The organism is Stenotrophomonas sp. FR024, from assembly GCF_047500745.2.
GTDB lineage: Bacteria > Pseudomonadota > Gammaproteobacteria > Xanthomonadales > Xanthomonadaceae > Stenotrophomonas > Stenotrophomonas maltophilia_A.
The window spans coordinates 310,307-324,412 of sequence record NZ_JAXAXM020000001.1; the positions used below are offsets into that span (position 1 = coordinate 310,307).

Consider the following 14,106-nt stretch of genomic DNA (forward strand, 5'->3'; position numbering starts at 1 on the left):
TGACACCCACCAGAGCGGCGGTCAGCCCAGCAGCGTTTCCAGCACGGCCATGCGCACGGCGACGCCGTTGGCGACCTGGCGCAGCACCCACGACTGCGGGCCGTCGGCCACCTCGTCGGTCACTTCCACGCCGCGGTTGATCGGGCCTGGATGCAGCACCGCGGCATCCTTGCCGGCGCGGGCCAGGCGTTCGTTGGTCAGGCCGTACTGCGCGTGGTACTGCTCCAGCGACGGCACCAGGCCTTCTTCCATGCGCTCGCGCTGCAGGCGCAGCATCATCAGCGCGTCGACGCCTTCCAGCATCGCGTCGAAATCATCACCGACCACGCAGCCCTTCAGGGTCTCGTCGTCGGGCAGCAGCGACTGCGGGCCGCACACGCGGATCTCGCCCACGCCCAGCGTGCGCAGCGCATGCAGGTCGGTGCGGGCCACGCGCGAATGCTTCACGTCGCCGACGATCACCACTTTCATCTTCGAGAAATCCGGGCCCTTGGCCTGGCGCAGGGTCAGCATGTCCAGCAGGCCCTGGGTCGGGTGCGCGCTGCGCCCGTCACCGGCGTTGATCAGTGCAGTGCCCTCACCCGCTGCCTCGGCCAGTGCGGCCACGGCGCCATCATCGGGGTGGCGCACCACGAAGCCGCGCACGCCCATCGCCTCCAGGTTGCGCAGCGTGTCGCAGGCGGTTTCGCCCTTGCGCGTGGACGAAGTCGAGGCATCGAAGTTCAGTACGTCGGCGCCCAGGCGCTGCGCGGCCAGCTGGAACGAGCTGCGGGTGCGCGTGGACGGTTCGAAGAACAGCGTGCACACCGCCGAACCGGCCAGCACGTGGCGCTTGTTGCCGACACGACCGACCGCGGCGTCGCGGATCTGCCCTGCCCGGTCAAGCAGCTGCAGCAGGGTGTCGCGCGGAAGGCCTTCGAGGGTCAGCAGGTGGCGCAGGCGGCCGGAGGCATCGAGTTGCTGGGTGGTCATGGCGGTGTCGGGCAGTCAGGGAATGGGGGTGGCGTCGTCCGGCGACGACAGCCAACGGTCGATGATCACCGCCGCGGCAACGGCATCGAGGGCGGCCGCATCACGGCGGCGCTTGCGCCCTTCGGCGCGCTCGACAGCGAAGCGGCGGGCGGCCTCGACCGAGCTGGAACGCTCGTCGATCATCACCACCGGCAGCTTGAAACGTTCCCGCAGCTGGCGGGCAAAGCCCTGCGCGCGCTTGCGGTTGGGCTGGTCCTGGCCGTCCAGGGTCAGCGGGTCGCCGACCACCAGGCCGTCGGGCTTCCATTCCTTGAGCAGGCGTTCGATCGCGGTCCAGTCCGGGCCGTTGCCATGCACATCGACCACCGCCACCGCGCGCGCATGCGCAGCGAAGGCACTGCCGATGGCCACGCCGATGCGGCGCGAGCCGACATCGAACCCCAGAACGGTGCCATCACGGCGGATGGCCGGGGCAGCAGAATCCGGCGCGGGCGTAATGGGCTCAGACATGGCCGCTGTAGTCGGTCAGCCGGAACAGGTCCACGCCGATGCGCGAAGCCGCGCCCTGCCAGCGCTGCTCCAGCGGCAGCTGGAACACCAGCTCGGCATCGGCCGGCACGGTCAGCCAGCTGTTCTCGGACAGCTCGCTTTCCAGCTGCCCTGCACCCCAACCGGCACAGCCGAGGGTGACCACGGCATTGGCCGGGCCTTCGCCGCGCGCCATCGCTTCGAGGATGTCGCGCGAGGTGGTCAGGTACAGGCCGTCGCCCACGGTCAGGCTGGAATCCCACGCCCGCGCGTCGTCATGGATGACGAAGCCGCGCTCGGGATGCACCGGGCCGCCGTTGAGCACCATGCGCGCCTGGAGGTCGCCATCACCGGTGGTGATGTCCATCTGCGCAAGCACTTCGCCCAGCGTGTACTCGGAAGGCTGGTTGACCAGCACGCCCATCGCCCCGTTCTCGTCGTGCTGGCAGATCAGCGCGACGCTGCGGGCAAAGGTCGCGTCGAGCAGCGACGGCAGCGCGACGAGCAGGTGATCGGCAAGGGAAGTCGGCGTAACAGGCATGGCCCCATTCTACCTGCTGGGGGCGGGATGGTCGCGCGATGGTGCCGAACCGCGATGGGCTAGGATGGTGCTTTGCCATGGAAGGTCATCGATGCAGTCTTCATCGCCCCTGACCCTGCCGGCACGCAGCGCCATCGTCCTGATCGCCCTGCTGCAGGGTCTGATGCTGTATGCCGCGCAGGAACTGTCCGATGCGTGGCCGTTCCGCGATATCGGCTGGCGCTACTGCTGGTACGCCTGGGTACTGGCCATTCCCAGCGCGGTGGCATTGAGCCTGGTCGAGCTGGGCCAGCGCCGCCTGTGGCTGCAGGCGGTGCTCGGCTCGGTGGTGGTGCTGGCGCTGGCCGCCTGGATCGGCTGGAACCTCAACGGCGAGACCGCGCTGGATTCGGGCGCGCTGCAGTTCCCGCTGACCGTGGGCATGGCCGTAGCAGTGTTCGTGGCCCTGCCCTGGTGGCAGTTCCAGTTGCAGCACGGGCATTGGCGCGCCAGCTATCCGGAGCTGTTCGAGCGCGCCTGGCAGAACGGCCTGACCCTGGCCCTGGCGGCGCTGTTCACCGGGCTGACCTGGCTGCTGTTGTGGCTGTGGGCGGCGCTGTTCCAGCTGCTCGACGTGACCATCTTCCGCGACCTGTTCCGGCAGGACGCGTTCATCGCACTGGCCACCGGCAGCCTGGCCGGGTTCGGCGTGCTGATCGGGCGCACCCAGCACCGCGCGATCCAGATCACCCGCCAGGTGCTGTTCGCGATCTGCCGCGGACTGCTGCCGCTGCTGTCGTTCATCGCCGTGCTGTTCGTGCTGAGCCTGCCGCTGACCGGGCTGGAACCGCTGTGGAAGACCCGCTCGGCCGCCAGCCTGCTGCTGGTGCTGTCGCTGCTGTTGGTGACGTTCACCAATGCGGTCTACCAGCAGGGGGAAGACCGCGCTCCCTACCCCCTGCTGCTGCGCCGGCTGGTTGAAGCCAGCCTGCTGGCACTGCCGGTCTACGCCGCACTGGCGCTGTACGCACTGGGCCTGCGCGTGGTGCAGTACGGCTGGACCATGGACCGGTTCTGGGCAGTACTCGTCGCGTTGGCCGTGGCCGGCTATGCCGTGGGCTACGCGCTGGCGGTGCTGCGCCGGCAGAGCCGCTGGTTGCAGATGCTGGAGCCGGTCAACCGATGGATGTGCTGGGCGGTGCTGGCACTGGCCTTGCTAGGCAACTCGCCGCTGCTGGACCCGGTGCGGCTGACCCTGTCCAGCCAGTTGGCGCGCCTAGGTGCGGACCCGCCAGCGATCACCAGCAGTGACGTCAACGTGCTGCGCTTCGATCTTGGGCGCCGTGGCGTGCAGGCGCTGCGCGAGCTGCAGCGTGATCCGGCCATCACCGCCGATGCCAACGCGCCACAGGTGATCGCTGCCGCGCTGGCACGTACCTCGCGCTGGGACGATGGACAGCGCCTGGACAAGGGTCTGCAGGACGTCGCCGCCCTGCAGCGCGCGCTGAAGCTGGCCAAGGGATCCAGCTCGCCACCGGACGATTGGTGGCAGGCACTGGCCACCCGCGCGATCAATGGCGAATCCTGCGCCCAGAGCGAGCGCGACTGCCTGATCGTGCATCGCGACCTGGATGGCGACGGCAGCACCGAGGTGCTGCTGTGCGAGCTGTACACCCACCGTGGGCCGGACTGCGTGCTGTACGCACGTGGCAGGGATGCCCAGTGGCGACGGGCCGGTTCGCTGTTCGGCACCGTCAGCGGCCAGGCCGAGGCGATCAACCAGGCCCTGCGTGACGGCAAACTCACGCTTGTGCCACCGCGCTGGCCGATGCTGTCCATCGGCGGACGCCCCGCGCTGGCCATCGATCCCGAACCCGAATCCAACGAGTCTTCCCCATGAGCGGTTACTGCCTCATCGCCCCGGGCCATCCGGTGCACGACTACTACCACGCCAACGAGTACGGCTTCCCGCAGCGTGACGAGCGCGAGCTGTTCGAGCGGCTGGTGCTGGAGATCAACCAGGCCGGGCTGAGCTGGGAGACCATCCTGAAGAAGCGCGAGGGCTTCCGCGCGGCCTATGACGGCTTCGATGTGGATCGGGTTGCAGCCTACGCCGAGCAGGACATCGAACGGCTGCTGTCGGACGCGGGCATCATCCGCAACCGGCTGAAGGTGCTGGCGGCGATCCACAACGCACAGGTGATCCAGCAGCTGCGGGCCAGCCACGGCAGCTTCGCGGCGTGGCTGGACGCGCACCATCCGCGCAGCAAGGCCGACTGGGTGAAGCTGTTCAAGAAGACGTTCCGCTTCACCGGCGGCGAGATCACCGGCGAATTCCTGATGAGCCTGGGCTACCTGCCCGGTGCGCACGCCGAGGACTGCCCGGTGCATGCGCGGCTGCTGACGCTGTCGCCGCCGTGGTTGCAGGCCTCCCGGTAGTGCCGGCCGCTGGCCGGCAGCCTCGGAATGCTGCAGGTGTTGCCGGCCAGCGGCCGGCACTTCCGTCGAATCGTCACACGCCCATGTAACGGCCCGGGCGGTGGTTGAACATCAGCACCAGGCTGAGCACCACCGCGCCGATCGCCGAGTACAGCACCTTCGACGGCGACAACACGAAGAACGCGGCCACCATCAGGCAGGCGTCGTAGGACATCTGCACCTTGCCCGCGCTCCAGCCGCGGGTGCGCTGCAGGTACACCGCCAGGATGCCGATACCACCGAGGCTGGCACGGTGCCGGATGAAGAACAGGATGCCCAGGCCGGACAACGCACCGCCCACGATCGCCGAATACAGCGGGTTGATGTGCGAGAAATCGATCCAGCGCGGCAGCAGGTCGGTCAGCACGCCACAGGCGGTGACCGCAGCAAAGGTTTTCAGGGTGAATTCCCAGCCCATGCGCCGCAGTGCCACCCAGTAGAACGGCAGATTGACCAGCACGAACACCAGGCCGAAGTTCCAGCCCATCGAGTAGTGCAGCAGGAAGGCCATGCCGGCCATGCCGCCGATCATCAGCCCACCCTTGGCGAAGATGGCCAGGCCCAGCGAGGCCACCATCGTGGCCAGCACCATGCCCTGCACGTCCTCGGCGATCGAGTGGCGCAGCGCTTTTTCGTCGGCGGTGGTGCCGGCACTGTCGGGCGGCGGGGTCAGCGGACCAGCGGTGACCAGGTGGCCGTCAGCGTCGTCGCACGGCGCGGGGCCATGGGCGGGAAGGGACATACGGGTGGGGGAACAGCAGGTGGGGAGCGATATTAGACACGATCTGCATGACAGTTGCAGATGAAATCGTTCAGCTGCGATCGCCCATTCAGGTTATTCCGGAGGCGTCACCGGCAGCACGGCCAGCATGTCCTCGCCATCATCGTCCATGCCGGTCTCGACGAAACCGAAGCTGCCATAGAAGGCGCCCGCCACCGGATTGCGCGGGTTGTAGCAGATCTCGATCTCGGCCAGGCCGGGCGTGTCCCGGATCTGCGCCAGCGCCAGTTCCAGCGCGCGCCGCCCGATGCCACGCCCCTGCCAGCGCTGATCGACCATGAAGCGCCAGATCGAGATGCGCTGCGGCGTCTCCGGCACCCACATGAAGAACCCGACCAGCTCGCCATCGGCCTGGATGGCGCGGGTCTGGTAGCCGGGATGGAATGCGGCCTGCACCAGCGACCAGGTATTGCCGGCGACGAAATCCTGCTGCGCCTCACTGACGTCGAGGTCGCACACGGCTTCGTAGTTGTCGACGGTGATCGCGTCCAGCGTGACCTGCATGAGGGCGTCCTGCCTCGGGATGAACGCCCAGTCTGCCTGACCCCGGAGGCCGTGTAGCCTGACCCCCACACGACCGTTCAGCGCCGGGTTGCCTGCTCAGCCCTTTCCGGCCAGATGGTGCGCCACCAACGCGTTGGCGTGGCCATGGCCCAGCCCATGCTCGCCTTTCAGGAAACTGACCAGCTCCATGTGTTTCAGGCCCTTCTTGCCGGCCAGCAGGCCGAACCAGTGCGCCACCGGCTGACCGTAGGTCTTCTCGATGGAGGGGAAGTACGAGGCCGGGCCTTTCGGCTTGGTGTCAGCGCTCATGTGCAGCTCCCGTTGAAGTCATTCATTCGACGAACCACAGTCCCTGAAATCGACATCCCCACACGCCTACACAGAATGGGGTCGGAGCCGTTCCAACAGCTCGCGGGAAAATGTCGAAGGCGGGGCGGCTCAGGGTGCGGGGGCGTGAGCGCCATGGATGGCGCGACCGAGGCTACATGGACGTACTTGCGCCGTCCCCCGCAACCTGAGCCACCCCGCCTCCCCTCAGGAAGCCAGCTTTTGACGTTGCCATTGACGTTGTTTCGGCGGGTGCCGGGCGCAGCCCGGCCGTATCATCCCGTCATGCCCCGTGAAAATCTCAACGACCTGCAGGCCTTCGTCCACGTTGCCCGCGAAGGCAGCTTCACCCGGGCCGCCGCCCAGCTGGGTGTCTCCCAGTCCGCGCTCAGCCATGCCATGCGCGGCCTGGAAGAGCGCCTCGGCGTGCGCCTGCTGACCCGCACCACCCGCAGCGTGTCCACCACCGAAGCCGGTGCGCGCCTGCTCGAGACCCTCGCCCCGCGCCTGGCCGAGATCGAGGACGAACTGGCCGCACTGGCCGAGTACCGCGAACGCCCGGCCGGCACCATCCGCATCAATGCCACCGGCCATGCCGCCGAATACATCGCCTGGCCGCGGTTGGCGCCATTGCTGCAGCAGTACCCGGACCTGAAGGTGGAACTGGCTGCAGACTACGGGCTGGCCGACATCGTCGCCGAGCGCTACGACATCGGCATCCGCCTCGGCGAACGGTTGGCGCGCGACATGATCGCGGTACCGGTCAGCCCACCGCTGCGCATGCGCGTGGTCGGTGCGCCCAGCTACTTCCGCCAGCATGTGGTGCCACGGCATCCGCACGACCTGGCCAACCACAACTGCATCACCCTGCGCCTGCCTACGCATGGCGGACTGATGCCGTGGGATTTCGGCCAGGACGGCAACGAACTGAGCGTGCGCGTGACCGGTCAGTGGACCTTCAACACCATGGGCATGACCCGCACGGCTGCACTGGCCGGCAGCGGGCTGGCCTGGCTGCCGGAAGACCAGGTGCAGCCGATGCTGGACGATGGCCGCCTGCAATCCGTGCTGGACGATTGGTGCCCGCACTTCGATGGCTACTACGCGTATTACCCGTCACGCCGCCACGTCACCGTGGCGATGCGGACGGTGCTTGATGCGCTGCGCGGGCCGATGGGGAGTTGAGGAGTGGGGCCCCACCGTCCCCCCCCCCCACCAACGGTCCGCACCCACCTGGCGGTCAGCCCTTGGCCTGCGCCGCGCGCTGCGCGTTGTAGCGCTCACCGACAATCGACACTTCATCCAGCGCCTGCGCGATGCGTTGCAGTTCCTCCGGCGCCAACTGCAGGTCGGCCGCGCCCAGGTTTTCTTCCAGGCGATGGATCTTGGTGGTGCCCGGAATCGGCACGATCCACGGTGCCTGCGCCAGCAGCCAGGCCAGCGCTACCTGCGCCGGCGTCGCGCCACGTGCGGCAGCGATCGTGCTGATGCGGTCAACCAGCGCCTGGTTGGCACGACGCGCCTCCACTTCAAAACGCGGCACGCTGTTGCGGAAGTCGTTGGCGTCGAAGGTGGTGTCGGCGTTGATCGCGCCGGTCAGGAAACCACGGCCCAGCGGGCTGAACGGTACGAAGCCGATGCCCAGTTCCTGCAACGTGGGCAGCAGCTCGCGCTCCGGCTCACGCCACCACAGCGAGTACTCGCTCTGCACGGCGGCCACTGGCTGCACCGCATGCGCACGGCGAACGGTCGCGGCGCTCGCCTCGGACAGGCCGAAGTGGCCGACCTTGCCCTCGGCGATCAGGTCGCGAACGGTGCCAGCGACATCCTCGATCGGCACGTTCGGGTCCACGCGGTGCTGGTAGAACAGGTCGATATGGTCGGTGCGCAGGCGCTTGAGGCTGGCCTCCGCCACCGCGCGGATGTTCTCGGGACGGCTGTCCAGCCCGGTATCGACGCGCGCATCCTTGAAGCCGAACTTGGTGGCGATCACCAGCCTGTCGCGGTACGGCGCCAGCGCCTCGCCGAGCAGGTCTTCGTTGGTGTAAGGGCCGTACACTTCGGCGGTGTCGAAGAAGGTCACGCCACGCTCGACGGCGGCCTGCAGCAGGGCGATGCCCTGGCCCCGCTCCACCGGTTGGCCGTAGCCATGGCTCAGGCCCATGCAGCCCAGGCCGAGGGCGGAAACCTTCAGGCCACTGCGGCCGAGTTCACGTGTCTGCATCGTCGTGCTCCAGAGGGGGGAGCGCTGACGATACGCCTGCAGAGCCCACGGATTGAATGGGCAGCATTGCAGTTGGTCATGACTGGAATTCATCAATGCGCGGAGCCGCCCGCCCGTAGCGTCGAGCTTGCTCGACTCGACAAGAACAGTCGAGCAGGCTCGACGCTACGGAATACCCAGGTCACCGGATCTCGGAGATCTCCACGCCATCCAGCCCCTGCGACAGGGTGCGGGCGTCGCCGCCCTGGCTGAGCTTGATGCGCAGGCGCACTTCGTTCTGCGAATCGGCGTAGCGCAGTGCGTCCTCGTAGCTGATCTCGCCCGCCTGGTACAGCTCGAACAGGCTCTGGTCGAAAGTCTTCATGCCCAGCTGGACCGAATCCTTCATCACTTCCTTCAGCTTGTGGATCTCGCCGTCGCGGATGTAGTCCTGCACCAGCGGCGTGCCCAGCAGGATCTCCATCGCCACCTTGCGCGAGCGGCCATCGGGCGACGGCACCAGCTGCTGCGCGACCACGCCCTTGAGGTTCAGCGACAGGTCCATCAGCAGCTGGTTGCGGCGGTCTTCCGGGAAGAAGTTGACGATGCGGTCCATCGCCTGGTTGGCGTTGTTGGCATGCAGGGTGCACAGCACCAGGTGGCCGGTTTCCGCGAACGCGATGGCGTGGTCCATGCCTTCGCGGGTACGCACCTCGCCGATCATGATCACGTCCGGCGCCTGGCGCAGGGTGTTCTTCAACGCGGCTTCCCAGCTGTCGGTATCGATGCCGACTTCGCGCTGGGTGATGATGCAGCCCTCGTGCTTGTGCACGAATTCGATCGGGTCTTCGATGGTGATGATGTGGCCAGTCGAGTTCTGGTTGCGGTAACCGATCATCGCCGCCAGCGAGGTCGATTTACCGGTACCGGTGGCACCGACGAACAGGATGATGCCGCGCTTGGTCATCGCCAGCGTCTTGATGATCGGCGGCAGGCTCAGCTCTTCCACGGTCGGAATGCGCGTCTCGATGCGACGCAGCACCATGCCGACCTGGTTGCGCTGGTAGAAGCAGCTCACGCGGAAGCGGCCGACGCCGGACAGGCCGATGGCGAAGTTGCACTCGTGGGTCTTCTCGAATTCCTCGCGCTGCGCCGGGGTCATCACGTTGAGGACCAGGTCGCGGCTCTGCTGCGGCGTGAGCGGGGTCTGCGTGATCGGCGAGATCTTGCCGTTGACCTTCATCGCCGGCGGCATGCCGGCGGTGATGAACAGGTCCGAGGCGCGCTGGTGCGCCATCAGCTTGAGGAACGAAGTGAAATCGATGGTGGTCGCGGTGGTGTTCACGGCGGGCTCCCAATGGGGCATGTACCAGGAAACGGTCGGAGGCGGAAACGGCGCGGAAACGGCGGCGCACTGGCGCACGCCGTCCCGTTGCGGCCCCGCCTTACTCGAACAGGCGCTTGTCCTTGGCGTAGTCGCGGGCCTGGTTGCGGGTGATCAGGCTGCGCTTGACCAGGTCCTGCAGGTGCTGGTCCAGGGTCATCATGCCGTACTGCTGGCCGGTCTGGATGGCCGAATACATCTGCGCCACCTTGTCCTCGCGGATCAGGTTGCGGATGGCCGGGGTGCCGACCATGATTTCCCATGCAGCGGTACGGCCGCCGCCGACCTTCTTCAGCAGTGCCTGCGAGATCACCGCACGCAGCGACTCGGACAGCATCGAACGCACCATCGGCTTTTCGCCGGCCGGGAACACGTCGATGATACGGTCGATGGTCTTGGCCGCCGAGCTGGTGTGCAGGGTGCCGAACACCAGGTGGCCGGTTTCCGCGGCGGTCAGCGCCAGGCGGATGGTTTCCAGGTCGCGCAGTTCGCCGACCAGGATGATGTCCGGGTCCTCACGCAGTGCCGAGCGCAGCGCTTCGTTGAAGCCATGCGTATCGCGGTGCACTTCGCGCTGGTTGATCAGGCACTTCTGCGAGGTGTGCACGAATTCGATCGGATCCTCGACGGTGAGGATGTGGCCGTATTCGTTTTTGTTGATGTAGTCGATCATCGCCGCCAGCGTGGTCGACTTGCCCGAGCCGGTCGGGCCGGTCACCAGGATCAGGCCCTGCGGCTGCTGGATCACTTCGCGGAACAGCGGCGGGCAGGCCAGGTCCTCGAGGGTGAGCACCTCGGACGGAATGGTACGGAACACCGCACCGGCACCGCGGTTCTGGTTGAACGCGTTGACACGGAAGCGCGCCAGCGACGGGATCTCGAAGGAGAAGTCCACTTCGAGGAATTCCTCGTAATCGCGGCGCTGCTTGTCGGACATGATGTCGTACACCAGCGCGTGGACCTGCTTGTGGTCCAGGGCTGGGATGTTGATCCGGCGCACGTCGCCGTCCACGCGGATCATCGGCGGCAGGCCTGCGGACAGGTGCAGGTCGGACGCTTTGTTCTTTACGGAAAACGCCAACAGCTCGGCGATATCCATGAGCGGCTACTCCCCAATAACGGCTTCGACTGGAAGGATCTTTCCCCGGGCGGCAGTATAGCCTCCTGATTCAACGGAACGCGTTACGTGGCCACTCCCCTGCCCCAGATCCTGAGCAACCTGCACGCCGCCGCCGAGGCCGCTGGCAGGCCCGACCCACGCCTGCTGGCGGTGTCCAAGACCCAGCCGGCCGAGGCCGTGGCCGCGCTGGCCGCACAGGGCCAGCACGCCTTCGGCGAGAACTACGTGCAGGAAGCACTGGCCAAGATGCAGGCGCTGCAGCACCTGGCGCTGGAATGGCACCTGATCGGCCACCTGCAGTCGAACAAGGCCGATGCCGTGGCCAGCCATTTCGACTGGGTGCAGAGCGTGGACCGTTCCAAGCTGGTGACCGCGCTGGCACGCCATCGCCCGGCCGCGCGCGGCCCGCTGAACGTGCTGATCCAGGTCAACATCGACGATGAGTCCAGCAAGCACGGCTGTGCGCCGGAGGCCGTGGACGCATTGGCCGCCACGATCGCCGCCGAACCCCAGCTGCGCCTGCGCGGCCTGATGGCGATTCCCGCACCGTGGCCGGAGGCCGAGCGTCGTCGGGATGCATTCGTGCGCATGCGCGCCCTTTTCCAGTCACTGGCCGCCCAGTACGCGCAGGTCGATACGCTGTCGATGGGCATGAGCAGCGACTACGCCGAAGCCATCGCCGAGGGTGCCACCCTGGTGCGCATCGGCACCGCCCTGTTCGGCGCCCGCCCGGGCCCGGCCTGATTTTCCAAGGAGACTTCCATGGCAGCTGATTCCATCACCTTCATCGGCGGCGGCAACATGGCCCGCAGCCTGATCGCCGGCCTGATCCGCCAGGGCGTGCCTGCCGCGCACATCCACGTGGCCGAACCGGTGGCCGCACTGCGCGAGTCACTGGCTGCCGACTTCGGCGTGCAGGTGCACGACAACGCCGCCGATGCCGCCGCACAGGGCAATACCTGGCTGCTGGCGGTGAAGCCGCAGGTACTGCGCGATGTATGCCAGTCGCTGCAGGCGCTGGCACAGGCGAACCGACCGCTGGTGGTGTCGATTGCCGCCGGCATCACCAGCACGCAGCTTGAACGCTGGCTGGGCGGGAACCTGCCTGTGGTGCGCGCGATGCCGAACACGCCGGCCCTGCTCGGCGCCGGCGTGACCGGCCTGTACGCCACCGCGTCGGTGGACGCGCAGCAGCACGCACGCGCCGAACAGGTGCTTGCCAGTGCCGGGCGCACGGTGTGGATCGACAGCGAGTCGCTGATGGATTCGGTCACCGCGGTCTCCGGCAGTGGGCCGGCCTATGTGTTCCTGCTGGCCGAAGCGATGGAAGCGGCGGGTATCGCACAGGGCCTGCCTGCAGAAGCGGCGCGCACGCTGGTGGTGCAGACCCTGCTGGGTGCCTCGCGCATGCTCGATGAAGCCGGCGAAAGCCCGGCCGAACTGCGTCGCCGCGTGACCTCGCCGAACGGCACCACCCAGGCCGCGATCGAGAGCTTCCAGGCCGGTGGTTTCGAGGCGCTGGTGGATACGGCGCTGCGCGCCGCGCAGGTGCGTGGGCAGGAACTGTCTGCGGCGAATGATTGATCCCGATGTGTGTCGACCAACGGTCGGCACCTACCATCATCCACGCATGGCGTGGATGTTCATTGCCCCAATGTGGCCATGACGAAATCGACGAAGCACTGCAACCGCGGGCGCGGCCGTCGATCCGGCAGGTAGATCAGATGCATCGGCCGCGGTTCGGGCAGGTAGTCGCGCAGCAGCGGCTTCAACCGCCCGGCCGCGATTTCGCCGGCCAGCAGCGCGGTCGGCTGCAGCACCAGCCCTGCGCCGGCCACGGCGGCCTCGCGCAACGCGACACCATCATTGCAGGTCAGGCGCGCTTCCCAGTCCACCTGTTCGCCGTTGGCCAGCTGCCAGCCATGGCCGCCGCGCCAGGCCAGGTGGCTCAGGCAATCATGCCCCTGCAGATCCGCGGGCGTGCGCGGCGTGCCGCGCCGGCGCAGGTAGGACGGTGCCGCACACAGGCTCATTGCATACGGCGGCAGCGGCCGCGCCACCACCTCCTGCGATGGCAGCGGCCCGACCCGGATCGCCACGTCGAAGCCATCCTCGATCAGGTCCACGCGGCGGTTGCTCAGGTCCAGCTCGATGTTCAACTGCGGCTGCGCGCGCAGCAGGCCGGCCAGTTGTGGCGCCAGCACGCAGCTGCCCCAGGTGGTTGGCGCGCTGACCCGCAGCAGCCCGCGAGGTTGAACCTGCAGGCCGGCCACGTCCGCCTCCGCCTGCTGCACCTGCTCCAGCACCTGCCGGCACCCGGCCAGGTAGGCGCCGCCGGCTTCGGTCAGGCGCTGGCGGCGGGTGTTCCGTTGCAGCAGCGCGGTACCCAGGTGCGCCTCCAGCTGCTGGATGTACTTGCCGACCATCACCGCCGACACCTGCAGCTGTTCGGCAGCTCCTGCAAAGCTCCCGGACTCGGCCACGGCGACGAAGGCCTGCATGCAGCGAAGGGTATCCATTGCTAATCCAGAGTTAGGAATCTGCGAAGCATACGCCGCTTACCTAACCCCACTGTGAGGGCGCAGACTGCGCCCATTCCCCCTCTCGCAAGGAACGGCCATGAAGATCCTCCTCGTCGGTGCCAGCGGCACCCTCGGCCAGGCAGTCGCCCACCAGCTCGGCCAGCAGCATCAGATCCTCGCCGCCGGCCGCAACAGCGGTGAGCTGCGCGTCGACCTGACAGACGACGCCAGCGTCGCCGAACTTTTCGCGCGCACCGGTCCGGTCGATGCAGTGATCTCCACCGCTGGCAAGCTGCACTTCGGTCCGCTGAAGGACATGACACCCGAGCAGTTCAACCTCGGCCTGCAGGACAAGCTACTGGGCCAGGTGCGGCTGGCACTGGTCGCCCAGCACCACCTCAACGCCGGCGGCTCGATCACCCTGACCAGCGGCATCGTCAGCGCACAGCCGATCCGCGATGGCGTCAACGCCACCTCGGTGAATGCCGCACTGGAAGGCTTCGTGCGTGCCGCCGCGTTGGAGCTGCTGCCCCGTGGCCTGCGCATCAACGTGGTCAGCCCGAACGTGCTGATCGAATCGATGGCGGCTTACGGCCCCTATTTCCCAGGCTTCGAAGCGGTGAGCGCGCAGCGCGCGGCGCTGGCCTTCCAGCGCGCGGTGGAAGGCATCCAGAGCGGCGAGACGATCACGGTCTGGTAAGAAAAAAGGGGACGGAGGGGATTAAGTCGTTAATGCACAAACGACATAATCCCCTCCGTCCCCTTTT

At 67.4% G+C, this 14,106-nt stretch carries 16 protein-coding genes; 6 read left to right on the plus strand and 10 right to left on the minus strand.

Going from position 1 to position 14,106, the window contains the following annotated elements; all coding sequences use genetic code 11:
• Positions 1–21 precede the first annotated feature (21 nt).
• The 3 genes from ACMZ91_RS01395 to ACMZ91_RS01405 are packed head-to-tail and all read right to left on the minus strand — an operon-like array spanning position 22 to position 2,041.
• Positions 22–972, minus strand: coding sequence for an aspartate carbamoyltransferase catalytic subunit (locus tag ACMZ91_RS01395; RefSeq protein WP_132809411.1), 951 nt, complete (start codon positions 970–972; stop codon positions 22–24).
• Between the two features lie 15 nt (positions 973–987).
• On the minus strand, positions 988–1,482 hold the full coding sequence (gene ruvX / locus ACMZ91_RS01400) for a Holliday junction resolvase RuvX (RefSeq protein WP_005408378.1): 495 nt from the start codon (positions 1,480–1,482) through the stop codon (positions 988–990).
• Positions 1,475–2,041, minus strand: coding sequence for a YqgE/AlgH family protein (locus tag ACMZ91_RS01405; RefSeq protein WP_005408377.1), 567 nt, complete (start codon positions 2,039–2,041; stop codon positions 1,475–1,477). The genes ruvX and ACMZ91_RS01405 overlap by 8 nt, the downstream gene beginning before the upstream one ends.
• A gap of 91 nt (positions 2,042–2,132) precedes the next feature.
• Here ACMZ91_RS01405 and ACMZ91_RS01410 point away from each other — a divergent pair, with 91 nt between their 5' ends.
• Together ACMZ91_RS01410 and ACMZ91_RS01415 are read left to right on the plus strand one after the other, a co-directional pair.
• Complete coding sequence (locus ACMZ91_RS01410) at positions 2,133–3,920, plus strand: DUF4153 domain-containing protein (protein WP_414577775.1); 1,788 nt, start codon at positions 2,133–2,135, stop codon at positions 3,918–3,920.
• The gene (locus ACMZ91_RS01415; RefSeq protein WP_049400680.1) at positions 3,917–4,459 is read left to right on the plus strand and encodes a DNA-3-methyladenine glycosylase I; all 543 of its coding nucleotides are present in this window, start codon (positions 3,917–3,919) and stop codon (positions 4,457–4,459) included. Before ACMZ91_RS01410 ends, ACMZ91_RS01415 begins: the two co-directional genes overlap by 4 nt.
• Before the next feature lie 73 nt (positions 4,460–4,532).
• Here ACMZ91_RS01415 and ACMZ91_RS01420 read toward each other — a convergent pair whose 3' ends face one another.
• The 3 genes from ACMZ91_RS01420 to ACMZ91_RS01430 all read right to left on the minus strand — a co-directional run bounded on the left by ACMZ91_RS01420 (position 4,533) and on the right by ACMZ91_RS01430 (position 6,092).
• Positions 4,533–5,240 carry a YitT family protein gene (locus tag ACMZ91_RS01420; RefSeq protein ID WP_032130182.1) on the minus strand — a complete coding sequence of 236 codons (708 nt, stop codon included), beginning with the start codon at positions 5,238–5,240 and terminating at the stop codon, positions 4,533–4,535.
• Positions 5,241–5,333: 93 nt separating this feature from the next.
• Positions 5,334–5,783, minus strand: coding sequence for a GNAT family N-acetyltransferase (locus ACMZ91_RS01425; protein ID WP_049421544.1), 450 nt, complete (start codon positions 5,781–5,783; stop codon positions 5,334–5,336).
• Between the two features lie 96 nt (positions 5,784–5,879).
• A complete protein-coding gene (locus tag ACMZ91_RS01430) occupies positions 5,880–6,092 on the minus strand; it encodes a DUF4287 domain-containing protein (RefSeq protein WP_414577778.1) in 213 nt (70 codons plus the stop codon).
• A gap of 303 nt (positions 6,093–6,395) precedes the next feature.
• On the opposite strand from ACMZ91_RS01430, the gene ACMZ91_RS01435 reads away from it, so the two are divergent.
• Positions 6,396–7,295 carry a LysR substrate-binding domain-containing protein gene (locus ACMZ91_RS01435; protein WP_495497635.1) on the plus strand — a complete coding sequence of 300 codons (900 nt, stop codon included), beginning with the start codon at positions 6,396–6,398 and terminating at the stop codon, positions 7,293–7,295.
• A gap of 55 nt (positions 7,296–7,350) precedes the next feature.
• Here the strand turns inward: ACMZ91_RS01435 and ACMZ91_RS01440 are convergent, their stop codons facing one another.
• From ACMZ91_RS01440 to ACMZ91_RS01450, 3 genes are all read right to left on the minus strand, one after another.
• Positions 7,351–8,334 carry an aldo/keto reductase gene (locus tag ACMZ91_RS01440; RefSeq protein WP_071228053.1) on the minus strand — a complete coding sequence of 328 codons (984 nt, stop codon included), beginning with the start codon at positions 8,332–8,334 and terminating at the stop codon, positions 7,351–7,353.
• Between the two features lie 181 nt (positions 8,335–8,515).
• A complete protein-coding gene (locus ACMZ91_RS01445; protein ID WP_005408369.1) occupies positions 8,516–9,658 on the minus strand; it encodes a PilT/PilU family type 4a pilus ATPase in 1,143 nt (380 codons plus the stop codon).
• 100 nt (positions 9,659–9,758) lie between these two features.
• Positions 9,759–10,796: a type IV pilus twitching motility protein PilT gene (locus ACMZ91_RS01450; RefSeq protein ID WP_006422551.1), complete on the minus strand. Its 1,038-nt coding sequence runs from the start codon at positions 10,794–10,796 to the stop codon at positions 9,759–9,761.
• A gap of 87 nt (positions 10,797–10,883) precedes the next feature.
• Here ACMZ91_RS01450 and ACMZ91_RS01455 point away from each other — a divergent pair, with 87 nt between their 5' ends.
• A complete protein-coding gene (locus tag ACMZ91_RS01455; protein ID WP_100437445.1) occupies positions 10,884–11,561 on the plus strand; it encodes a YggS family pyridoxal phosphate-dependent enzyme in 678 nt (225 codons plus the stop codon).
• Between the two features lie 18 nt (positions 11,562–11,579).
• On the plus strand, positions 11,580–12,401 hold the full coding sequence (proC, locus tag ACMZ91_RS01460) for a pyrroline-5-carboxylate reductase (RefSeq protein ID WP_100437444.1): 822 nt from the start codon (positions 11,580–11,582) through the stop codon (positions 12,399–12,401).
• Between the two features lie 59 nt (positions 12,402–12,460).
• On the opposite strand, the gene ACMZ91_RS01465 is transcribed toward proC, so the two are convergent.
• Positions 12,461–13,336 (minus strand): LysR family transcriptional regulator, encoded by an 876-nt coding sequence (locus ACMZ91_RS01465; protein WP_100437443.1) that lies wholly within the window; start codon positions 13,334–13,336, stop codon positions 12,461–12,463.
• 100 nt (positions 13,337–13,436) lie between these two features.
• Between ACMZ91_RS01465 and ACMZ91_RS01470 the strand changes: the two genes are divergently transcribed.
• Complete coding sequence (locus ACMZ91_RS01470; protein ID WP_100437442.1) at positions 13,437–14,039, plus strand: short chain dehydrogenase; 603 nt, start codon at positions 13,437–13,439, stop codon at positions 14,037–14,039.
• The last annotated feature ends 67 nt before the right edge of the window (positions 14,040–14,106 follow it).

What these genes read in the sequence shown, in the direction of transcription:
- ACMZ91_RS01430 (WP_414577778.1), bottom strand. Translation starts at nt 6,092, where the DNA reads ATGAGCGCTGACACCAAGCCGAAAGGCCCGGCCTCGTACTTCCCCTCC.
- ACMZ91_RS01440 (WP_071228053.1), bottom strand. Translation starts at nt 8,334, where the DNA reads ATGCAGACACGTGAACTCGGCCGCAGTGGCCTGAAGGTTTCCGCCCTC.
- ruvX (WP_005408378.1), bottom strand. Translation starts at nt 1,482, where the DNA reads ATGTCTGAGCCCATTACGCCCGCGCCGGATTCTGCTGCCCCGGCCATC.
- ACMZ91_RS01435 (WP_495497635.1), top strand. Translation starts at nt 6,396, where the DNA reads ATGCCCCGTGAAAATCTCAACGACCTGCAGGCCTTCGTCCACGTTGCC.
- ACMZ91_RS01450 (WP_006422551.1), bottom strand. Translation starts at nt 10,796, where the DNA reads ATGGATATCGCCGAGCTGTTGGCGTTTTCCGTAAAGAACAAAGCGTCC.
- ACMZ91_RS01420 (WP_032130182.1), bottom strand. Translation starts at nt 5,240, where the DNA reads ATGTCCCTTCCCGCCCATGGCCCCGCGCCGTGCGACGACGCTGACGGC.
- ACMZ91_RS01405 (WP_005408377.1), bottom strand. Translation starts at nt 2,041, where the DNA reads ATGCCTGTTACGCCGACTTCCCTTGCCGATCACCTGCTCGTCGCGCTG.
- proC (WP_100437444.1), top strand. Translation starts at nt 11,580, where the DNA reads ATGGCAGCTGATTCCATCACCTTCATCGGCGGCGGCAACATGGCCCGC.
- ACMZ91_RS01410 (WP_414577775.1), top strand. Translation starts at nt 2,133, where the DNA reads ATGCAGTCTTCATCGCCCCTGACCCTGCCGGCACGCAGCGCCATCGTC.
- ACMZ91_RS01415 (WP_049400680.1), top strand. Translation starts at nt 3,917, where the DNA reads ATGAGCGGTTACTGCCTCATCGCCCCGGGCCATCCGGTGCACGACTAC.
- ACMZ91_RS01470 (WP_100437442.1), top strand. Translation starts at nt 13,437, where the DNA reads ATGAAGATCCTCCTCGTCGGTGCCAGCGGCACCCTCGGCCAGGCAGTC.
- ACMZ91_RS01465 (WP_100437443.1), bottom strand. Translation starts at nt 13,336, where the DNA reads ATGGATACCCTTCGCTGCATGCAGGCCTTCGTCGCCGTGGCCGAGTCC.
- ACMZ91_RS01395 (WP_132809411.1), bottom strand. Translation starts at nt 972, where the DNA reads ATGACCACCCAGCAACTCGATGCCTCCGGCCGCCTGCGCCACCTGCTG.
- ACMZ91_RS01425 (WP_049421544.1), bottom strand. Translation starts at nt 5,783, where the DNA reads ATGCAGGTCACGCTGGACGCGATCACCGTCGACAACTACGAAGCCGTG.